Source organism: Breoghania corrubedonensis (genome assembly GCF_003053845.1).
GTDB classification, from domain to species: domain Bacteria; phylum Pseudomonadota; class Alphaproteobacteria; order Rhizobiales; family Stappiaceae; genus Breoghania; species Breoghania corrubedonensis.
Genome location: NZ_QAYG01000001.1, coordinates 107,675 through 128,789 on the forward strand (window position 1 = coordinate 107,675; position 21,115 = coordinate 128,789).

Annotated in this window: 16 protein-coding genes; 3 read left to right on the top strand and 13 right to left on the bottom strand. The window is 64.9% G+C overall.

Going from position 1 to position 21,115, the window contains the following annotated elements:
• The first annotated feature begins 1 nt into the window (after window position 1).
• Window positions 2–3,079, top strand: a complete 3,078-nt coding sequence (locus C8N35_RS00555) for a molybdopterin dinucleotide binding domain-containing protein (RefSeq protein WP_107987697.1) — start codon at window positions 2–4, stop codon at window positions 3,077–3,079.
• A gap of 287 nt (window positions 3,080–3,366) precedes the next feature.
• Here C8N35_RS00555 and C8N35_RS24120 read toward each other — a convergent pair whose 3' ends face one another.
• The 4 genes from C8N35_RS24120 to C8N35_RS00575 all read right to left on the bottom strand — a co-directional run bounded on the left by C8N35_RS24120 (window position 3,367) and on the right by C8N35_RS00575 (window position 7,403).
• Window positions 3,367–4,707: a threonine/serine exporter family protein gene (locus C8N35_RS24120; protein ID WP_245926606.1), complete on the bottom strand. Its 1,341-nt coding sequence runs from the start codon at window positions 4,705–4,707 to the stop codon at window positions 3,367–3,369.
• A 241-nt stretch (window positions 4,708–4,948) separates the two neighbouring features.
• Window positions 4,949–5,689 (bottom strand): sulfite exporter TauE/SafE family protein, encoded by a 741-nt coding sequence (locus tag C8N35_RS00565; protein WP_107987698.1) that lies wholly within the window; start codon window positions 5,687–5,689, stop codon window positions 4,949–4,951.
• A gap of 287 nt (window positions 5,690–5,976) precedes the next feature.
• Complete coding sequence (locus C8N35_RS00570; protein WP_107987699.1) at window positions 5,977–6,600, bottom strand: bifunctional 4-hydroxy-2-oxoglutarate aldolase/2-dehydro-3-deoxy-phosphogluconate aldolase; 624 nt, start codon at window positions 6,598–6,600, stop codon at window positions 5,977–5,979.
• 311 nt (window positions 6,601–6,911) lie between these two features.
• Complete coding sequence (locus tag C8N35_RS00575) at window positions 6,912–7,403, bottom strand: response regulator (RefSeq protein WP_107988982.1); 492 nt, start codon at window positions 7,401–7,403, stop codon at window positions 6,912–6,914.
• Between the two features lie 173 nt (window positions 7,404–7,576).
• Between C8N35_RS00575 and hemA the strand changes: the two genes are divergently transcribed.
• The gene (gene hemA / locus C8N35_RS00580) at window positions 7,577–8,857 is read left to right on the top strand and encodes a 5-aminolevulinate synthase (RefSeq protein ID WP_107987700.1); all 1,281 of its coding nucleotides are present in this window, start codon (window positions 7,577–7,579) and stop codon (window positions 8,855–8,857) included.
• Between the two features lie 433 nt (window positions 8,858–9,290).
• Here hemA and ccoS read toward each other — a convergent pair whose 3' ends face one another.
• The 8 genes from ccoS to ccoN all read right to left on the bottom strand — a co-directional run bounded on the left by ccoS (window position 9,291) and on the right by ccoN (window position 17,866).
• The gene (ccoS, locus tag C8N35_RS00585) at window positions 9,291–9,473 is read right to left on the bottom strand and encodes a cbb3-type cytochrome oxidase assembly protein CcoS (protein WP_107987701.1); all 183 of its coding nucleotides are present in this window, start codon (window positions 9,471–9,473) and stop codon (window positions 9,291–9,293) included.
• Between the two features lie 32 nt (window positions 9,474–9,505).
• Window positions 9,506–11,701, bottom strand: coding sequence for a heavy metal translocating P-type ATPase (locus tag C8N35_RS00590; protein WP_107988983.1), 2,196 nt, complete (start codon window positions 11,699–11,701; stop codon window positions 9,506–9,508).
• A gap of 520 nt (window positions 11,702–12,221) precedes the next feature.
• Window positions 12,222–12,749 (bottom strand): FixH family protein, encoded by a 528-nt coding sequence (locus C8N35_RS00595; RefSeq protein ID WP_107987702.1) that lies wholly within the window; start codon window positions 12,747–12,749, stop codon window positions 12,222–12,224.
• 8 nt (window positions 12,750–12,757) lie between these two features.
• Window positions 12,758–14,218, bottom strand: coding sequence for a cytochrome c oxidase accessory protein CcoG (gene ccoG, locus C8N35_RS00600; RefSeq protein ID WP_210203344.1), 1,461 nt, complete (start codon window positions 14,216–14,218; stop codon window positions 12,758–12,760).
• Between the two features lie 239 nt (window positions 14,219–14,457).
• Window positions 14,458–15,336, bottom strand: a complete 879-nt coding sequence (gene ccoP / locus C8N35_RS00605) for a cytochrome-c oxidase, cbb3-type subunit III (protein WP_107987703.1) — start codon at window positions 15,334–15,336, stop codon at window positions 14,458–14,460.
• Window positions 15,337–15,339: 3 nt separating this feature from the next.
• Window positions 15,340–15,492: a cbb3-type cytochrome c oxidase subunit 3 gene (locus C8N35_RS00610; protein WP_107987704.1), complete on the bottom strand. Its 153-nt coding sequence runs from the start codon at window positions 15,490–15,492 to the stop codon at window positions 15,340–15,342.
• Between the two features lie 12 nt (window positions 15,493–15,504).
• A complete protein-coding gene (gene ccoO, locus C8N35_RS00615; RefSeq protein ID WP_107987705.1) occupies window positions 15,505–16,239 on the bottom strand; it encodes a cytochrome-c oxidase, cbb3-type subunit II in 735 nt (244 codons plus the stop codon).
• Between the two features lie 13 nt (window positions 16,240–16,252).
• Window positions 16,253–17,866: a cytochrome-c oxidase, cbb3-type subunit I gene (ccoN, locus tag C8N35_RS00620; RefSeq protein ID WP_428977093.1), complete on the bottom strand. Its 1,614-nt coding sequence runs from the start codon at window positions 17,864–17,866 to the stop codon at window positions 16,253–16,255.
• A gap of 941 nt (window positions 17,867–18,807) precedes the next feature.
• Here ccoN and hemN point away from each other — a divergent pair.
• Window positions 18,808–20,154 (top strand): oxygen-independent coproporphyrinogen III oxidase, encoded by a 1,347-nt coding sequence (gene hemN, locus C8N35_RS00630; protein WP_107987708.1) that lies wholly within the window; start codon window positions 18,808–18,810, stop codon window positions 20,152–20,154.
• A gap of 127 nt (window positions 20,155–20,281) precedes the next feature.
• Here the strand turns inward: hemN and C8N35_RS00635 are convergent, their stop codons facing one another.
• Entirely contained in the window at window positions 20,282–21,001 is a 720-nt protein-coding gene (locus tag C8N35_RS00635) for a Crp/Fnr family transcriptional regulator (RefSeq protein WP_107987709.1), read from the bottom strand.
• Window positions 21,002–21,115 lie beyond the last annotated feature (114 nt).

Consider the following 21,115-nt stretch of genomic DNA (forward strand, 5'->3'; position numbering starts at 1 on the left):
CATGACCTCCCGCCGTACCATTCTCAAGGGTGCTGCCGCCGTCGGCTCGCTGGCTGCCTTCGCAGCCGGATATGCGGAAACAGGCAGGAAGCTCGTCAGCGGCGCCTGGGCCGGCGAGAAGCCGCGCAAGGACCTGACGGGCAACGCGCCGGAACCGGAATACCGGATCGATCCGGCAACGGGCGAGGTGATCCTCAACCCCGACCAGCAGCTCAGCTACGCCCAGTGCATCGGCTGCACCACCCAGTGCGGGGTGCGTGTGCGCATCGACAAGCGGACGGGCAAGGTGCTGCGCGTGGCGGGCAATCCCTACAGCCCGATGAGCACGGACCCCTACCTTCCCTTCGAGACCTCCGTGCGCGACAGCTTCAAGGCGATGGCGCAGGTGGGCGAAAAGGACGGCATGAAGTTCCGCTCCACCGCCTGCGGGCGCGGCAACGCGGTGCTGCAGCAGGTGGACAATCCGCGCCGCGTGCTGAAGCCGCTGAAGCGCGTCGGCCCGCGCGGCAGCGGACAATGGCAGACGATCTCCTTCGACCAGCTCGTCCGGGAAGTGGTCGAGGGCGGCGATCTCTTCGGCGAGGGCAAGGTCGCGGGGCTGAGGGAAATCCGCGACCTGAAGACGCCGATCGACCCGCAAGCGCCCGAGTTCGGCCCGCGCGCCAACCGGCTTGCGCTGATGAACTGCGTCAATGACGGGCGCGACGGGCTGGTGCTCAGGTGGCTGAAGCAGGGCTTCGGCTCCAACAACTTCGTGCGCCACGGCTCCTATTGTGGCGGCGCCTACCGCTCCGGTTCCGGCGCCATGTTTGGCGACTTCAAGGCCATGCCGCATGCCAAGCCCGATTTCGCAGAGGCGGAGTTCATCCTGTTCGTCGGCACCGCACCCGGCAATGCGGGCAATCCGTTCAAGCGGGTCGGCAATCTGGTGGCGTCCGCACGCGCCGACGGCAAGCTGAAATACGTCGTCGTCGATCCGGTCCTCAACAATTCGCAAAGCGAGGCTTCCGGCGAGCGGGTGGACTGGCTGCCGATCCGGCCCGCGACCGACGGCGCGCTCGCCATGGCGCTGATGCGCTGGATGTTCGAGAACGACCGCATCAACACCGATTACCTCGCCCAGCCGAGCCAGAAGGCGGCGGAAAAGGCCGGCGAGGCGAGCTGGACCAACGCCACGCATCTCGTCATCACCGAGCCGGACCATCCGCGCCACGGCCATTTCCTGCATGCCTCCGACATAGGGCTTGCCTTTGACGGCGAGGCCTATGGCGAAGGCGATCCGGTTCTGGTCGCAGGCGATGAAGGCCCCGTGGTTCCGGACGAGGCCCCTGCCCCGCTGTTCTTCGACGATGTGGTCGAGATGCCGGCCGGCGCCGTCCGCGTGGCGACTTCCCTGTCGCTGCTGCGCGCAGAGGCGCTGTCGCGTTCGATGGCCGACTACGCCAACATCACCGGCATTCCCGAGGCGCGGCTGGTGGCACTCGCCACGGAGCTCACCGCTCACGGGCGCAAGGCGGCGGTCAATTCGCACGGCGGCATGATGAACGGTTCGGGCTTCTACAACGCCTATGCGCTGATGATGCTGAACACGCTCATCGGCAACCTGAACCTCAAGGGCGGCACGATGGTTTCGGGCGGCTGGTATCCGGACCAGAAGGGCCCGCGCTACGACCTCGCCAAGTTCCCCGGCATGGTCAAGGCCAAGGGCGTACCCATCGGCCGCAACATTCCCTTCGAAAAGACCTCGGAATTCAAGCGCAAGAAGGCGGCCGGCAAGCCCTATACCGCCGACGGCCCGTGGTATCCGAACGCGCCGGGGCTGGCGACGGAATGGATTTCGACCGCCGTCAACGGCTATCCGTACGCCCTTGAGGCGCTGATCTTTCGCAACACCAATCCGGTCTACGGCATTCCCGGCATCGAGCACCTGATGGACCGGCTGAAGGACCCGAAGGTGATCCCGCTGATCATCTCCATCGACCCGTTCATCAACGAAAGCGGGGCGATCGCCGACTATATCGTGCCGGATTCGGTGATGTACGAGACATGGGGCTTCACCCAGCCGTGGGGCGGTGTGGCCACCAAGGCGACCACCGCGCGCTGGCCGGTGATCCCTTCAAAGGCCGACAAGACCCCGGACGGCCAGCCCATCGGCCTGGAGAGCTTCCTCATCGCCACGGCCAAAGCCATGAACCTGCCGGGCTTCGGCGATGCGGCCATTCCGGATGCGGATGGCAAGCTCCATCCGCTCAACCGGGCGGAGGACTGGTTCCTGCGCGGGGCCGCGAACGTTGCCTATGTGGGCGGCAGCCCGGTGAATGACGCCAGCGACGACGACATTGCCCTGTCCGGCGTGAGCCGGATCGTGGAGGACCTGAAGGCGGTTCTCACCGAGGAGGAATGGCGCAAGGCCGCCACGATCTACGCCAAGGGCGGGCGCTACGAGAATATCGACAAGTCCTACAAGGGCGAGAAGGCCGCCCATCCGTTCAAGGCGCCGATGTTTGTCTACAACGAGACGCTGGGCACGTTCCGCCAGGCGACGACCGGCCGGAAGATGCCGGGGACGCCGGCCTGGCGCGAGCCGGAATTCACCAATGGCGACAAGGTCAGCGCGCACTATCCGGCGGCCGACTGGCCCGTGCAGGTCGTCAGCTTCAAGTCGCCGTTGCAGAACTCCTACTCCATCGGCGCGCCGGCGCTTCGCCGGATCGTGGCCAGCAACCCGGCCCTGGTCGGGACCGGTCTCGCCGCACAAAACGGACTGAAAACCGGAGACCGGGTGCGGCTGACGACACCGGGGGGAAGCCTGGAGACCGTGGTGGTGGTGCGCGACGGGGTGGCTCCGGGCGTGGTCGCGATCATGCACGGCTTCGGCCACCGGGCCTTCGGCGCCAGCGAGATCCGCATCGACGATCAGGTCTGGGAGGCCGACGAAGGCATCGGCGCCGGGGTGCTCTTGAACGATATCGGAATGCTGGACCCCACCCGCACGACGAACCCGGGCGTGTGGGTCGATCCGGTCTCCGGCACGGCCGTGCGTCATGGTCTGCCGGCAAGGCTGACCCGGATCGCGTGAGGAGACATGACAGGGCCGCGCGACACCTGCGCGGCCCTGCCGGCATCGAGGCCATGCCGCAGGTCGAAGCCCCTGATTTCATAGTTTTGCTTCTGTTTTTCGCTTTTCTGCGGGCGATTAGAATTTTCAGAAGCCGTTCAAACGAAATGGCGGATTTCCGCGGTTCCGGTTTTGAATGCAAAGTTATCGTTTTCGAAAATGCAAATGCGCGCGCAGCAAGCGACCGGCGCGGCTATGGCGGGCGGCAGGTGCGCGTCGGGCGACATTATCCCCGGCCTGCCGGCGGTTTATCCCCGCTTCGCGGCGGGAGCCAGCCTTTCGGGAAATTCGGGACGGCGGAACAGCGAGGCGACGATGGTGAGCCCCGCGCCGATCGCCCCGGTGGTGAAGATCACGCGCAGGCCGCTCTGGATCACGGTGAGCAGCAACAGCTCCGAACCGGCCGGATCGAGATGCGTCGTCAACGTGAACAGGCCGAAGATCCATTGCGCGGCCGCGCTGCCGGGGACCATCGGAATGCAGCCGGCCACCGCCAGCGCCTTGCCGGCCTGACAGATGTTGAGGGGAAGCAGGCCGACCACCTCCACGACCAGCGCGACGGCGACGGCGGCACTGAAACAGGCGGCCTCCAGCGACCAGCCGGCCTCCAGCCCCAGCGTGCGCACGCCAAGCGCGATGGCGCCCGCCACACCGGCACACAAGAGATTGCCGTAGCCGAAATTGAACAGAACCCCGAAGCCGGCCGCGGCGATGGCGCCGAACAGCATCTGATGAACGATGCCATAATGGAGCGCATGCACCGCCAGATCGGTGTTGCCAAGCAGGAGCCGCGTGAACCCGACGCCAACGGTGAGAAACACCAGCACCATGGCGACGCTGACCGCCCGCGCGCTGCCCAGCGTGGGGAACCCCTCCATGATATCGCTTTGCGCGTTGATCGCGGGCACACCGGGAACCAGCATCAGCACCGCCGCGCTCATGGCGATGGCGATGGTCGTGCTGCCCAGTCCCGGCGCCAGAACGCCGGCCAGGGCGGAGGAGACGAAGGCGACCAGCGCTGTCATGACGAAGGAATTGACGTCGTGACGCCTCAGACGCAGGCGCAGCCATTGGCCGAGCGTGCCGGCCAGAAGGACAGGCGTGAAGGCCTGCGTGTCTATGCCCAGAAGCTCGCCAAACGCCGCGCACGCAATGCCGGCGGCAAGGCAGACCAGCAAGGGATGGTAGCGCGGCGTGGCGGAAGCCGTCTCGTGAAACGCCTCGACCGTCTCGCGCGGGGTCATGCCGCCATGGCTCACGCGCACGCAGACCTTTCGCAGCGCATGGTTGAGCCGCATGTTCACGCCGTGCTCGCGTACCCCGAGCATGCGGGTGATGGTGCGCGGGCCGGAACCGACCGTGACGGCAATGGAGGCGAAACCGACGCGGATATCGGTCAGGTCCGCCCCGAGACCGCCCGCGATCATGGTCATGCCCTGACGCACGACCCCCGCCTTCGCGCCCGTGGACAGCAGCATCTGCCCCGCTTCCAGCGCGGCCAGCGCAATCGGCTCAAGTTCCAAACGTTTCGACCCCGCCGGGTCCTGATCCTGCGAGGTCGACATCGCAAAAGCCTCAAGTGTTCTCATATTATTGTTTTCGGTGCGATTTTTCGTCTCCCGGGCAAGATTGCCCAGGCGAGAAACGCACCAGTTGCAGTCTGGTCCGGTGACACGCGCAACTTATTTCGCTTGGGCGGTTTGTCGAAGTGGGGTGTCTACATAGGAGCAATGCTCCGCGAGCAGGGCTCACACTGTTTCGACCCTTCATCCATGCAGCAAAGCAGGGCTGCGGTGGGCGGGAATGGCGGAAACCGCAAGGGAAACCGCTTCACACAAGCCCGGCCGCGACAAGCTTGATCGCCAGGATTCCCAGCAGGATCAGGATGATGCGGTCGAACACCGCAGGCGAGAGGGCGCGGGCCAGACGGGTTCCCAGCGGCATGGCGGACAATACCGGCACGACCGCCACCGTGCTGATGAGAATCAGTTTCCAGCTCAACAACCCGGCAGCGGCGAGCGCGGGTATCTGCACGACGACGAAAAGCAGGAACAGCGTGGAGATGGTGGGAATGAACACCGCGCGCTCGAGCCGCATGGCGTTGAGATAGGTGATGGAGACCGGCGCGGAGATGCCGGAGGCGCCCTGCAGGACGCCCGCGATGATGCCGGCGGGAGCAGCACTCGCGGTTCCAGCCCGCTCGCCCAGCTGCCAGTGCGGGTGCAGCAGACGGAAGCCGATATAGATCAGCACGACGACGCCGACCCCGACCTGCAACGTCTGCGCCGAAAGCGCGGCCAGCGCCCAGGTGCCGGCCGCAACGCCAATGACGCCGCCGGCAAGGAACAGCTTCACGAACGGTCTTCTGGGGAGAAAGCTGCGGTATTTCCAGATCTGCCAGGCGTTGGTGAAGAGGTTCGGGATCAGCAGGATGATCACCGCGGTCTTGACGTCGAAGAACATGGCGAGCGCCGGCACGGCGATGACCGGCGTTCCCGCGCCCGTCGCACCCTTCAAGAGCCCGCCTGCCGCAAGGCAGAGGAAGATCACGACGAGTTCGGTGACGGGCATGGACCACCTTGGCGGCAAAAGGGCGGGGGCCGGCGCATACCGGCAGGTGAGAGACGTGCGGTATCAGCAGTAAAGTCTGCCCCGGTCGCATGCAAGAATATGCAATCGCCGACCGTCATCCCGGGCGCGTCGGGCTCAGGTCTTCGCGTCGGGCTCCGGGCTCTTGCTTGTACCTCGCGCTCAAGGCCTCTCTTTCCGTCATCACCCGGCACCCGCTCATCTCGTGTTCGGCGCCCCGGCGGGACGGATGACCTGCGGGTGGCGGCTCGCTCCGGCGCCTCGCCCTGTCAGGCAACCGCGTCCAGCGCCTGACGGGCGGCGGCGCGCACGGCCTCGGCGTCACCGGCGGCGAGCGCCTTTTCATCGACAAGCTTGCCGCCCATGCCGACACAGACCGCGCCCGCATCGAGATAGCTTTTCGCATTGTCGGCGGAGATGCCGCCGGTCGGCATCAGCGCGATATCGGGATAGACGGACCGGATCGCCTTGAGGAAGGCCGGACCGCCGAGCTGGGCGGCGGGGAAGAGCTTCACCCCGGAGGCGCCCATCTCGTGAGCCTCAAGCACCTCGCTCGGCGTGGCGGCGCCCAGAAAGAAAGGCAGAGCCAGATCGCGCGCGACATCGGCGACGCGCGGTCGCAGCGCGGGCGAGACGAGGAAGGCCGCCCCGGCGCCCGCCATGCGCTTCGCCTGTTCGTCGGAAAGCACCGTGCCCGCGCCGATGGTGACGCCCGGACGGCCCGCGAAACGTTCGATGACCGCTTCCGCGTCCGGCACGGTCAGCGTCATTTCGATGATCGGAAAGCCGGCCTCGGCCAGGCATTCGACCGCGAATTCGGCCGTCTTGCGCGTGGCCGTGCGGACGACGGGGACAATACGGGCACGAGCGAATTCGTCGAGGTGGAGAGGCATGCGCTTTTCCTTGATCGAGATCTGCGCAGCCGGTTTAACGCCTATTCGGTGAGATTTGAAGACTTGGCCCGCGCTCGAGGCGCGCGCCTTGGCGGAAAACAAGGAAAGGGGCGGCCACGGTCTCAGGGGGGAGGACACCGGCCGCCGCAAGTCGGTACAAATATCTTTTCTAATTATTGCGTCGCGCTTGCGGACGTTTCCTACTCTAGCACCATGCCCGCGAAAACAGATCACGACAATTACGCATAAGTGGAAGACTTCGCGCATGTACGCGCCAATTCTCAAGATATTAATACGTACAAAATAACGGATCAGGAAGCGCTGGCGGCGTTGGTATCCTGCCAGATCTTCTGGCGATTGCGGATTTCGCGCGGGGCCGGACCGAAATATGTCGGCGTCTTGACGAAATCGCGCGGATGCAGGATCACCGCGGAGACGCGCTGGTAAAGTGCCTTGGCGGAAATCGGCTTGGAGAGCAGCTCGTGGATGCCAAGGCGGCGCGCCTCGATGATGCGGCTGCGCTCGGTGTGGCCCGTCACCATGATGATCGGAATATAGGCGAACGGATTCTGCGGGGTCCGGATCATGCGCACCATGTCCGCGCCGTCGAGAATCGGCATGACCCAGTCCAGAATGAGGATGTCGGGATTCGCGCGCTCCATCGCCTCCAGCCCGGAGGCGCCATCTTCGGCTTCGACAATCCTGCGTGCGCCGAACCCTTGCAGCATGGTGCGCAAGATCGTACGCATGTAAGCGCTGTCTTCAACCAGCAGAAAGGTGAGCGAAGCCAGATCGAGACTCACCGCCAAGGTCCTCCGTATCCGGCGTCGTTGTCACATAAAAAGGTGAACGGAGCGTTAGGCCTGTCGCACAGGTCCGTACAAAACCGAAACTGACCCTACGCGACAAAGTGACATTCGACATGTCGGGAGAACCGCGCTAAGTTTCACCTTAGAATGAATAAAAGGACGGACGAATGGACTATCAGGCCATTTTCGAGACCGCCGTCGACGCGTTGCGGGATGAGAAACGCTATCGTGTTTTCGCCGATCTGGAACGAATTGCCGGAAAATTTCCGCATGCCATCTGGCGCGCGGAAAACGGCCTGGAGCGCGAGATCACCGTTTGGTGCTCCAACGACTATCTGGGTATGGGGCAGAACCCCAAGGTCCTCGAGGCGCTGAAGACCACCGCCGAGCGAATGGGCGCGGGCGCAGGGGGCACGCGCAACATATCCGGCAACACTCATCCGCTGGTTCAGCTGGAAAAGGAACTCGCCGAGCTGCACGGCAAGGAAGCGGCGCTGGTGTTCACCTCCGGCTTCGTCTCCAACGAGGCGGCGATTTCCACGATCGCCAAGCTTCTGCCGGACTGCCTGATCCTGTCCGACCAGCTCAACCACGCGTCGATGATCGCGGGCGTGAAGAACTCGGGCATGCACAAGCAGGTCTGGCGCCACAACGACCTCGAACATCTGGAAGAGTTGTTGAAGGCCGCCGGCACCGAGCGCGCCAAGCTGATCGTGTTCGAATCGGTCTACTCGATGGACGGCGACATCGCCCCGATCGAGGCGATCTGCGATCTCGCCGACAAGTACAACGCGATGACCTATATCGACGAAGTGCACGCGGTGGGCATGTACGGCGAACACGGCGCCGGGATCTGCGAGCGCGACGGCGTGATGGAGCGTCTCGACGTGATCGAGGGCACGCTCGCCAAGGCCTTCGGCGTGATGGGCGGCTATATCGCCGGCTCCACGGCGCTGGTCGATGCGGTGCGCTCCTATGCGCCGGGCTTCATCTTCACCACCTCCATCCCGCCGGGACTGGCGGCGGCCGCGCACACCGCCATCAGCCATCTGCGCGGATCCTGCGCGGAGCGCGAGGCGCAGCAGCGTCAGGCCCAGCGCACCAAGGACGTGCTCAGGGCAGCCGGGTTGCCGGTGATGCCGTCGGAGACGCATATCGTGCCGATTCTGGTGGGCGATCCGGAAAAGTGCAAGCGGGCCAGCGACATCCTGCTCGCCGACCACGGCATCTACATCCAGCCGATCAACTACCCGACCGTTCCGCGCGGCACGGAGCGGCTCCGCGTCACGCCGACGCCGTTCCACAACGACGCGCTGATCGCGCATCTGCGCGATGCGCTGGCCGACGTGTGGCAGCGCCTGGAACTGCCGCTCGGCACCGCCTCCGAAGACGTGACGGCGCGGGCGGAAAATCTCGAGCAGAACATCTTCACCGCCTCGGGCGGCTGACGCGCTTCACGACTTGAAGTGGGAGAGGAAAAGGTCCGTGCCTTCGGCGCGGGCCTTTTTCGTTTTCGATGTTGAGAGCGGGGTGAACGTGAGGGGGCTCGGATTGCCGGACGTTTTCGGGATGCCGCTCGCCCCGGATGCTCTCTCTCCGTCATCACCCGGCTTTGTCCGGGTGATGACGGAGAGAGAGAGCCCTTGAGCGCGACGCGAAGACCCTATCCCGGCTCGCAGTGACGCTTCGCAGATCCGGGATCGACCCTCGGTGCGTGATGATCGAGGTCCCGGGTCTGCACAGCACTGACGTGCTGCGGCGCGCGCGGGATGACGCTGTAAAGACTTGCTGAAATGACACGGTGAAATTGGGCGAAACATCGCTGGACGGCAGTTGCAGCCGGGATTCCGGGGCGACTTCGCGGCCTCGTGCCCCGCCCCCCTACTCCGCCCCGGCGCTCTTTTCCGGCCGCTGGTCCGGCGGCAGGTCGTCGTCGGACAGGACGCGCCACTTGGCGCCTTCCAGGTCGTCGTACTGGCCGCTTTTCAGCGACCACAGGAAGCCCACGAGGCCGAGGCCGCCCAGAAACAGCGCGATCGGGATGAGATAGATCAGAACGTCCATGACTGCGTTACCTATCCACCTTGCGCCAAAGGTCAATCCGCCTTGCCAAAGCGCAGCCGCAGCGAATTGGCGGTCACGATGATCGAGGATGCCGACATGGCGAGCGCGGCGAGCAACGGCGTCACGAAGCCGGCGATGGCGAACGGCACCGCGATGCAGTTGTAGGCCGCCGCAAGCACCAGATTCTGCCGCATCGCGACATGGGCGCGATGCGCCGTCCTGAGCGCCGCCGGCACAGCGGCGAGGCTTTCGCCCAGAAACACCGCATCGGCCGCCGCCTGGCTCAGATGGACCGCGGAGACCGGCGACATGGAGACATGGGCAGCCGCCAGAGCGGGCGCGTCGTTGAGGCCGTCGCCCACCATCAGCACCTTGCGGCCCTCGGCCTTCAGCGCCTCCAGCCGGGCGATCTTGCCGCGCGGATCGAGGCGGGCGGCATAATCGGCAACGCCAAGCTCGTCGGCGACCATGGCGACCGCCGCCTGGTGATCACCGGACAGGATCTCGACATGCAGTCCGCGCCGCTTCAGATCGGCGACGACGGAAACGGCATCCGGGCGCAGCGCCTGACGCACGGCGAAGAGCACGGGCGCCGCCCCCGCGCGCGCCAGCACGATAAGCGACGCATCGGGATGCAGCGCGAGCGCCGCCGCTGCCGCATCTTCGGCGACGTCGCAGAATTTCGGGCTGCCGAGCCGGCATTCCACGCCATCGACGGTCGCCTTGACGCCGGAGCCGGCCGCCTCGCGCGCACCCGTGACGGGATCGCGCGCACCGCTTGCCCGCGCAAGGGCTGCGGCGAGCGGATGGCGGCTTGCAAGCGCCAGCCGTCCGGCAAGCTCCAGATCCTCCGCGCGCACCTCATCGGCGTTGGCGAGGGCCGCGTCGGGCAAGGTCAGCGTGCCGGTCTTGTCGAAGACAACGGTGTCGACGGTCGCGAAGCGTTCCAGGGCATCGCCGGAATTCAGCAGCACGCCCTTGTTGAAGAGAATGCCGCTGGCCACGACCTGCACGGCGGGAATGGCAAGCCCCAGCGCACATGGGCAGGTGATGATCAGCACGGAAATCGCGATGACCAGCGAGGGCTGCCAACCGATGCCGGCGATGAGCCAGCCGATGAAGGCGAGAGCGGCGGCGGTGTGGACGAGCGGCGCGTAAAGGGCTGCGGCGCGGTCGGCCAGGCGGATGTAGCGGGATTTCGCCTGCGAGGCGGTTTCCAGAAGCCGGGTGACTTCATCAAGCAGCGTGCCCTTGGCAGCCGCCGTCACCCGCACCTTGAGGACGCCGGCGGCATTCAGCGTGCCGGCATGGACGCGGTCGCCGAGGCCGACATCGGCAAGCCGCGTCTCGCCCGTCACCAGGCTCTGGTCGATCTCGGAGGTTCCCTCCTCGATCACACCGTCGACGGAGACGCGCTCGCCGGCGGCGACCAGCACCAGCATGCCGGGTTCCACCTGCGACAGCGGGACATCGCCAGTCGAGCCGTCGGGGCGGATAAGGCGGGCGGTTTCGGCGCGAAGCGCGGCGAGGTTTTCGGCGAAAGAGCGCGTGCGCCGGCGCATGTTCTGGTCGAGATAGCGGCCGATCAGCAGGAAGAACAGCAGCATGACGGCGCTGTCGAAATAGACGTCCTCGGCGTGCTGGATGGTTTGCAGCATCGACATCGCGACGGCGAGCGTCACGCCGATGGAGATCGGCACATCCATGTTGAGCGAGCGCGCCTTCAGCGCCGCCCAGGCGCTGACGAAGAACGGCCGGCCGGCATAGGCGACCACGGGAAGCGCGATCAGCGCCGACAGCCAGTGGAAGAAATCGCGGGTTTCCGGCGTGATATCGGTGACATTGCCCGACCAGACCGAAACCGACAGCAGCATGATATTCATGCCGCCGAAGCCGGCCACGGCGAGTGCCCGCAGAAGGTGCCGGCTGGCGGCATCGTCGCGTCCGCGCATTTCGCCGGGATCGAAGGGATGGGCCTTGAAGCCGAGAGATTCCAGCTTGTCCACCACAGCGCCGGCATTGGTGGCGTCGGGCTGCCAGTCGACGGCAAGACGGTGGGTCGTCAGGTTGAGACGGGCATTCTCGACACCGGGAAGCCGGCCCAGCCCCTTCTCGATGCGCGCCATGCAGGCGGCGCAGTGGATGCCTTCCACGGCGAGCTCGATATGGGATGCCCCGCTCGGGGCCTTGGTGACGAAGGCGCTCCAGTCTCGCGAATGCACGTTCATGGCGTCATGGTCCCGGAAACGATCCGCTTGAGCGATCGTGATGGTATTTTCGCGGTTGCGCAACGGACACGTCCTTCGCCCCTCAGCGACACGGACGCGCGGCATACTCCGCCCCCCTCCTTCGTCATTGCCCGGCGCAGTCCGGGCAATCCATTGGCACCCGCGTCGCGCCCGGGGACCTCGGTGGATCCCCCGGACGAAGCCGGGGGATGACGGAGGAGAAATCGAGCCTCGGCGGCGGCTCTCTCCTGTTGTCATCCCCGGCTTCCGCCGTCATTGCCCGGCGTCCGCCGCTTGCGCCCCTCTCCCCCCTTGCGGGGGAGATGTCGGCAAAGCCGACAGAGGGGGGTAACGCCGCTTGCTCCGAACCTGCCGCTTTACCCCCCTCTGTCACGCATTCGCGTGACATCTCCCCCACAAGGGGGGAGAGGGGAGCGTGTCGCCTGCGCTCGGTGTCCGTTGCGCTTTGAACATTCCGGCGAGCGGGCGAACCACCGAGGCGCCGCCGTCCCCTCCCCGCCTATTCGTCCTTCAGAAACAGCCGGTTGCGCGAGCGGAAGACGATGCCTTCGCTGCCTGCACCTTCAAGATGCAGATCCCACTGGCCGGGCTCCAGATCATCCAGCGTGCCGACATAGATACCGGTTTCGCGCTCCGCCAGCGTCAATGTGCGGTCTTCGGCGCGGTGTGTCGGGCGCTCCAGCCGGGCGGTGAAGACGAGACCGGACACGGGGGCGCCGGCCTTGTCCCTCGCCACGACCCGCATCGCCCCGTGGCCGCCGCTGTCGCGGTCGATATGCGCATTCACCTGCCAGCCGCGCGCCGCCTGCCGGGCCGCCTCGTCGAGAACGCCCTGGTAGGCCTGACCGGCCTTGTAGGAGCTTTCGACTTCAAGTCCCGTCCAGCTCGACAGCGCGTAGTAGATGAAAGCGCCGTTGGCGGCGAAGATGACGAGGAAGAAGCCGACCAGCCAGGCGAGGACACCACGGCCGGTCAGCCGCTTTTCAGGCTTTGCATCTGGGATCATGGGATGTGCGATCGTGCTCACGTCGGTTTTCACTCCGCCTTGAAATAGTCGTCCGCGCGCGCCGTGTCACCCGTGCGGGTGTCGACAATGCGGAAGGTGATCGGCGTGGACTTCGGCATGTCCGCGCCCAGCGGCGAGAACAGCAACACGCGGAATTCGCGGGTGCGGTCCGGACCGACGGAAACGATCGGATAGCCGCCGACCTCGCCTTCCGCGCCCACCACCTCGATGCGGGTTCCGAAGGGCATGTGCTCCAGACCGAAGACGAAGTCGCGGGCCAGCGGACGCTTATTGAGGATGCGTATCGTGTAGCCGTTGCGGGTCGTTCCGTCGGACTGCTTGACGTAGATCGGGTTGCGGTCGTGCAGGACGTTGATGCCTTCGAAGGAGCGGGTCACCAGCGCGTAGAGCATGACCGCGCCGATGATGGCGATGAGCGCCGCGTAGACGATCGTGCGCGGCCGCAGAAGCTGGTAGTGCGCCGGCCGTCCTTCCGAGCGTTCCTGCACGTTCTGGTCGTTGTCGTAGCCGATCAGCCCCTTGGGCTTGCCGATCTTCTCCATGACGGCGTCGCAGGCATCGATGCACAGACCGCACTGAATGCAGTCGAGCTGGGTGCCTTTGCGGATGTCGACGCCGGTCGGACAGGAATGCAGACACTGGTAGCAGTCGACGCAATCACCCGCTTTCAGGCCTTCCGCCTGGCGCTTCAACCCCTGCTTGAGCGAGCCGCGCGGCTCGCCGCGATCCCAGCGGTAGGTGACGTTGAGCGCGTATTCATCGGTAAGCGCGGCCTGGATGCGCGGCCACGGGCACATGAAGACGCAGACCTGCTCGCGCATGTGGCCGGCGAGCGCGTAGGTGGTGAATGTCAGGATGCCGATCCAGGCGTAGGCGGCCATCGGCGCCTGCCCTGTCGCCAGATCCTTCACCAATGTCGGCGCGTCGGCGAAATAGAGCACCCAGGCGCCGCCCGTCCACCAGGCGATCATCAGCCACAGGAAGTGCTTGGAGGCCTTGCGGCCAAGCTTACCGGCGCTCCAGGACGCCTTGTCGAGGTTCATGCGCTCGCGCCGGTCGCCTTCCGTCCAGCGCTCGACCGCCATGAACAGGTCGGTCCACACGGTCTGCGGGCAGAGATAGCCGCACCACAGGCGGCCCGCGACGGCGTTCATCAGGAACAGCGCCATCGCCGCGAGGATCAGCAGGCCGGTGAGGTAATAGACTTCCTGCGGCCAGATTTCGATGAAGAACAGATAGGCGCGACGGCCGGCCAGATCGACCATGACCGCCTGGCCCGGCGCATCGGGACCACGGTCCCAGCGCACGAAAGGCAGGAAGTAATACAGGCCGAGCGTCAGGATCAGGATCGTCCACTTGATCTTGCGGAAGCGACCGTGCACGGCCATGGGGTAGATTTTCTTGGAGGCCGCGAACCATTCGTCGCCCGGTTCGCCATGTGCCGGATTTGCGTCTCGATCGATGCGCATGCGCGCTTCCTTCCTGCCCGAAGTGTCTCGCGCCTTGCGCGCGGACGTCTCCAGTCTTTGAACCCGATCACGCCGTGTCCGCGCGACCACGAGAGCATACTCCGACGGGACAGAATCGATCCGTTCGATCTGAAAGCGCTCTGGCGTTCACGCATCGGGTGATCCCGCCGGCCCCGGCTGGATCGGAAGACGGCGGGAAACCCGCCGTCTCCTGTCTTTGTCTACAATGAAGGCACGGCCTATTCGCCGCCACCCAGCGCATGTACGTAGACGGCGAGCGACTTGATGGTGTTCTCGTCGAGCCGGCCGCCCCACGTCGGCATCACGCCGTTGCGCGAGTTGGTGACCTGCGCCTTGATATCGGCGATCGTGCCGCCATAGAGCCACACCGCGTCGGTGAGGTTGGGGGAGCCCAGTTCCTGGTTGCCCTTGCCATCCTCGCCGTGACACACGGCGCAGTTGTCCATGAAGACAGTCTGGCCGGCCGCCACGTCGACACCTTCTTCCGGCTGGCCGCCGGACAGTGTGTGGACGTAGCTCGCGACCTGGGAGATTTCCTCCTTTGAGAGGATCTCGTCACGGCCGAAGGCCGGCATGTCGCCCAGCCGGGTTTCGTCGCCGGTGGAGCGGATGCCGTTCTGGATTGTGTAGTGGATCGCGTCGAGCGAACCACCCCACAGCCAGCTGTCGTCCTGCAGGTTCGGATAACCGGGCGAGCCGGTGGCACCCGAACCGTGGCAGGGCGCGCAGTTGTCACCGAAGGCCGCCCGGCCGTTCGCCATGGCGAACTCCAGCATGCCCGGTGTCGACTGGATCTGCTCCAGCGAGGCGTCGGCGAGGCCGGCGCCCATCTCGTTACGCGCCGCGATGCCGCTGTTCAGCGACTCCAGCGCCTGTTCGCGCTGAGAGGCGCCGAGCATGCCGGTGGTGTAGCTGGAGATGAGCGGCCACGAGGGCATCAGTACCCAGTAGATCACCGACCAGACGATGCAGGCGTAGAAGATGTACAGCCACCAGCGCGGGAGCGGGTTGTTGAGCTCCCTGAGGCCATCCCATTCGTGTCCCGTCGTCTCGACGCCGGAAACCTCGTCGACATGCTTCTTGTGCGTGTCAGCCATCAATCAATCCTCCCTCAGGGGGACATTTGCAGCCTCATCGAACTTCTTGCGATTGCGAGGCCACATGGCGTAGGCGAGAACGCCGAGGAAAATCAGCACAAAATAGAGCAGACCCCAGGTCTGGGCGAAATGTGCAGCTTGAGCATAGTCTTCCATTTTCGCCCTCCCTTACCTGAAGTCGGCCTTGTTATCGTAGACCGAGAAGTCCACGAGCGTGCCGAGCACCTGAAGATACGCGACCAGCGCATCCATCTCGCTGAGCATCTTGGGATTGCCGTCGAAGTCTCGAACGACCGCTTTCGGGTAGCGCTCCAGCAGAGCGTCCACGCCGTCGGCGTCCGGGTTGGCCTGAGCCTCCAGATCGGACTTCGCCGCGGCGATGTCTTCCTCGGAGTAGGGCACGCCGACCATGACCTGCGTCTTCAGGTGGTCTTCGATGCCGCGCTCCTCAAGCTTGGCCTTGAGCAGGAAGGAATAGCCGGGCATGACCGATTCCGGCACGACCGAGCGCGGGTCGCTCAGGTGGTCGCGGTGCCATTCGTCGGAGTACTTGCCGCCGACGCGGGCAAGGTCGGGACCGGTGCGCTTGGAGCCCCACTGGAAGGGGTGGTCGTACATCGATTCCGCCGCGAGGCTGTAATGGCCGTAGCGCTCCAGTTCGTCGCGCATGGGCCGGATCATCTGCGAGTGGCACAGATAGCACCCCTCGCGGATGTAGATGTTGCGTCCCGCCAGTTCGAGCGGGGTGTAGGGCCGCATGCCCGACACCTTCTCGATGGTGCTCTTCAGATAGAAGAGCGGGACGATTTCGACGAGACCGCCGATGGCGACAACCACGAGGATGCCGATCACCAGGACCATCGAATACTTTTCGAAGATCTCGTGTTTTTGCCAAACAGACATTGATCGTTATCCCCTATTCCGCCGGCGCCAGAGCGGGCTCAGCCGCTTCGGCCTCGCCGTGGGTCACGGTCATCCACAGGTTGAAGGCCATGATGATGGCGCCAACCAGGAACAGCCCGCCGCCGAAGGCGCGCAGGACGTAGAACCAGTGCATCGCCGCGACCGTTTCCACGAACGAGTATTCGAGGAAGCCGAGAGCGTCGTAGGCGCGCCACATCAGGCCCTGCAGGATGCCCGACACCCACATCGACGAGATGTAGAAGACGATGCCGATGGTGGAGATCCAGAAGTGCCAGTTGACCAGCTTCAGCGAGTACAGCTGCTTCTTGTTCCACAACCACGGGAACAGGCAGTAGAGCGCGCCGAAGGAGATGTAGCCCACCCAGCCCAGCGCACCGGAATGCACGTGGCCGATGGTCCAGTCGGTGTAGTGCGACAGACCGTTGACCGCGCGCACCGACATCAGCGGACCCTCGAAGGTCGACATGCCGTAGAAGGCGACCGAGACGACCATCATGCGCAGCACCGGATCCGTGCGCAGCTTGTCCCAGGCGCCCGACAACGTCATCAGGCCGTTGATCATGCCGCCCCAGGACGGCATCCACAGCATGATCGAGAAGGTCATGCCGAGCGTCGAGGCCCATTGCGGCAGGGCGGTGTAGTGCAGGTGGTGCGGACCGGCCCAGATGTAGAGGAAGATCAGCGCCCAGAAGTGCACGATCGACAGCCGGTAGGAATAGACCGGCCGCTCGGCCCGCTTGGGCACAAAGTAGTACATGATGGCGAGGAAGCCCGCGGTCAGGAAGAAGCCCACCGCGTTATGGCCGTACCACCATTGCACCATGGCGTCCTGAACGCCCGCCCACACGATGTAGGACTTGGTGCCATAGATCGACACCGGGATCGTCAGGTTGTTGACGATGTGCAGCATCGCGATGGTGATGATGAAGGCCAGGTAGAACCAGTTCGCCACATAGATATGCGGCTCCTTGCGCTTCCACAGCGTGGCCAGGAACACCAGCAGGTAGGCCACCCATACGACCGTCAGCCACAGATCCGCATACCATTCCGGCTCGGCATATTCCTTGGACTGGGTGACACCCAGCAGGTAGCCGGTGCCGGCGATGACGATGAAGGCGTTGTAGCCGATCACCACGAACCACGGCGTGACGATGCCGGGCATGCGCGCCTGGGACGTGCGCTGGACGACGTAGAAGGAGGTCGCCAGCAGAACGTTACCGCCGAAGGCGAAGATCACCGCGGAGGTGTGCAGCGGCCGCAAACGGCCGAAACTGGTCCACGGCAGATCGAAGTTCAGCACCGGGAAGGAGAGCTGAAGCGCAATGATCAGCCCAACCGTGAAGCCGGCGAGCCCCCAGAACATCGCCGCAACGGAACAGAATTTAACCGGCCCCATATTGTAGTTCGGCCGGCCATCAATCTCCTGCGGCGGCACGGCGCCGTCGCTGTCGAAATAGCGTTTCAGAATGAAGAATGCCCCACCGGCAGTCACGAGCGCCCCAAACGCTGCGTGAAAGGCCATGACATTGTCATAGGTCTTGCCGGATACGATCAGGCAGGCAAGTGCCACCACGATCAGAAAGGCGACGTAACCACCCTGCTCCATCGTCAGGTAGCGGGCATGTGTCGGTCGAGCCATGTTGTCAGCCCCAGAGTTTGGACAAGAAATCCGGAAACTCGGGTAGCGCGTTCAAGGCGCACCCTCCGAGCAACAACCCGAGACGTAGATGCGAGACAAGACCATCGCCTTGACCTGCGTCAATATGTTCGGGCTAGACTAATGAAAAACCAGAATTTAAATAATTTTACAATCGGCCGTTATACTGAAAGCGGCGTCGCGCCTGCGGCCTTTTGTCCCCAAAGCGGGGCTATACTGGCGTCGCGAAGCTCAAAAACCGCCAGTCTCCAAGGGGCAGGACGGTTTCCACAACACAGACGTGCAAAAATACAACGTCAGGGAAAACCTTACGACCGCGCCGCCGTTAAGGCAGTCTTACCATATTTCAGACATCGAAACGACTCACACTTGCTTGCAACCTGGCCGCGCAAGTCCTCGGGGATGCACACCTGAGCGGTGGTGCGGAGAACCCCGGGGAAACCTTCCCGCCCCGGCGGTGCCGGCGCTGCCGACCCGCGCAAGGACAGCCATCGCCGATGCGATTGCGAATATCGCTTCACGCAAGAACGCTGACGCAGGTGCGCGGGCACGCTCCACCGCGGCAATCACGCGACCTCCGGCCCTGGTGGCCCGCGCCTGCGGTCTTCCCGGGTGGAAAATCGGCTTCCAGGGTGGACAATCCATGCTGGACAATCGGCGGCTGGCCATCGAGCAGAGCCTGGCGTAGTGTCGGCGCCTTGTTGCGCGCGAACGCGGACGCGATCCGTCGTGTGGTCCCGGCACTGGCGAGTGGCACAGTCAGCCGGTACTGATGGCTGGTACTAACGGCTGACGACTGGCATGGCATCCGGCACCGCACCTTACCCAGGGTTTCCCGGCACTTGACCCACGTCAAGGAAACATCTTCCAATTCAGGTCTAATCCACCCCATGACACCGATCGAAGCGCGCTACGCGAACCGCAACGTCCCCCGTTACACCTCCTACCCGACCGCGCCGCATTTCAGCGCGCAGGTGGATGCGCAGACCTATGCCGGCTGGCTTGCGGAATTGCCGGAAAGGCCCGTCTCGCTGTACCTGCACGTGCCGTTCTGCCGCGAGATCTGCCACTATTGCGGCTGCAACACCAAGGCGAGCCGCAGGGATGGACCGATCGCCGCCTATGGCGAGACGCTGGCCGCCGAAATCCGCCTCGTGCGCGCGCTCATCGGCGCCCCTCGCAAGGTGAGCCACATCCACTGGGGCGGCGGCACGCCGAGCCTGATGCCGCGCACCTCCTTCCTGAGGATCGTGGAGACGGTCTCGCAAGGCTTCGAGATCGCCCCCGATTGCGAGCATGCCATCGAACTCGATCCGCGCACGGTCACGCGGGCGCTTGCCGACACGCTGGCGCTGGCCGGGATAACGCGCACGAGCCTCGGCGTGCAGGATTTCGATCCCACGGTGCAGGAGGCGATCGGCCGGATCCAGCCCTGGGAAACGGTGGCCGCCGCCGTGGATGCGCTGAAGGGCGTCGGCCTCGACGCCATGAACTTCGACCTGATGTACGGCCTGCCGCGGCAGAGCGAGGCCTCCATCCGCCGCACCGCGCAGCGCGCGCTGGAGCTCGCCCCCAGCCGTATCGCGCTGTTCGGCTACGCCCATGTGCCGTGGTTCAAGAAGAACCAGACGCTGATCAGTGAAGCCGACCTGCCGGACGCCTCTGCCCGCCGGATGCTGGCGGAGGCCGCGCGCGACGAGATCACGGCCGCCGGGTACGTGCCGATCGGCCTCGACCATTTCGCGCGCCGCGACGACACCATGGCGATCGCGCTCGCCGATGGCACGCTGCACCGCAACTTCCAGGGCTACACGACCGACAGCGCCGACATGCTGATCGGTTTCGGCGCGTCTTCCATCGGCCGGCTGCCGCAGGGCTACGTTCAGAACGCGCCGGACGTGGCGGGCTGGCAGCGGGCGGTCGACGCCGGCCGGGCTCCGATCGTGCGCGGCGTTGCGCTCGATGCCGACGACCGTGCCCGCGCCGATATCATCGAGGCGCTGATGACCAATTACGAGGTCGACGTCGAGGTGATCGCCCAACGCCACGCGGTGGGGCTCGACACGCTGGCGGACGGGTTCGAGCGGCTGGGCGAACTGGTCGGCGACGGGCTGGTGGAAATCGACGGCTGGCGGGTCACCGTCACCGAGACCGGCCAACCCTTCGTGCGCGTCGCGGCAGCCGCCTTCGACAGCTATCTCGCCGCAGGGCAGGCCCGGCACTCGGTCGCGATTTAGGCGCATCGGCGGGAGGAGCACGACAACCGCATTTGGCGGCGGTTGCCGACCTCGCTCCAAATGAAAAAGCCGCGCACCATCCGGGAGGGGACAGCGGCGGCCTTTGAAGGCGGATATCGGAAAACCGTCAGTGCATGCCGGTCAGCCGGCACAGATTGCAGATCCGCGGGATGAGGATGCGATCCTGCTTCTCGATGCGGATGAGACCACGGCGCTTCAGCTCGGAAATCGCGCGGCTCACGGTCTCGATGGTCAGGCCGAGAAAATCCGCGATCTCCTGGCGTGTCATCGACAGCTCGATCATGCCGTCATCGACTTCGATGTCTTCGGCGGGACCGGTGCAATCGGCGGTTCCCCGCCCCGGCACGAAACGCATCAGGTAGCTCGCGACCCGCTCCATCGCCGACTTGCGGCCGAGCAGCATGGCGTGCTCGTGCAGCGATTCCATCTTGGCGAACATGCGCTCGCCGATGTAGCGCTGCAGACTCAGCGAAACGTCGATATCCCGGCGGTTGAGAGCGCGCAGCTCGACGCCGGAAAGCGTCTCCGCGGTGCAGTCGTAATTGCGCCCGCGCTGGAACCCGAAGAGATCGCCTTCCTTCAGGATCTCGACCACCTGGCGACGACCGTCCGGCAGCAGCTTGTAAAGCATCACCGAGCCGCCGGCCAATTCGTATATGTGGTCGGCAGGATCGCCTTCATAAAAGATCGCCTCGTGCGGCGACAACGAAAGTTTGCGGATTTTCGGACTGTTCACATAGTCGGCCCATACGGCCTCAACGTCCGTAAGCCCGGCGCCGGCTGCCGCCAGATCAAGGGCATCAGACGAATGCTCGACATAAGTCATAGCTCATCCCCTCCATCACCACGATCAGGAAGCGGGTCCGTCCTACCCAATCCCGATCAATCACATAATCACACAGCGCAAAGTGGTTTTTTCCGGCCGGCAAAGGTACTCCGC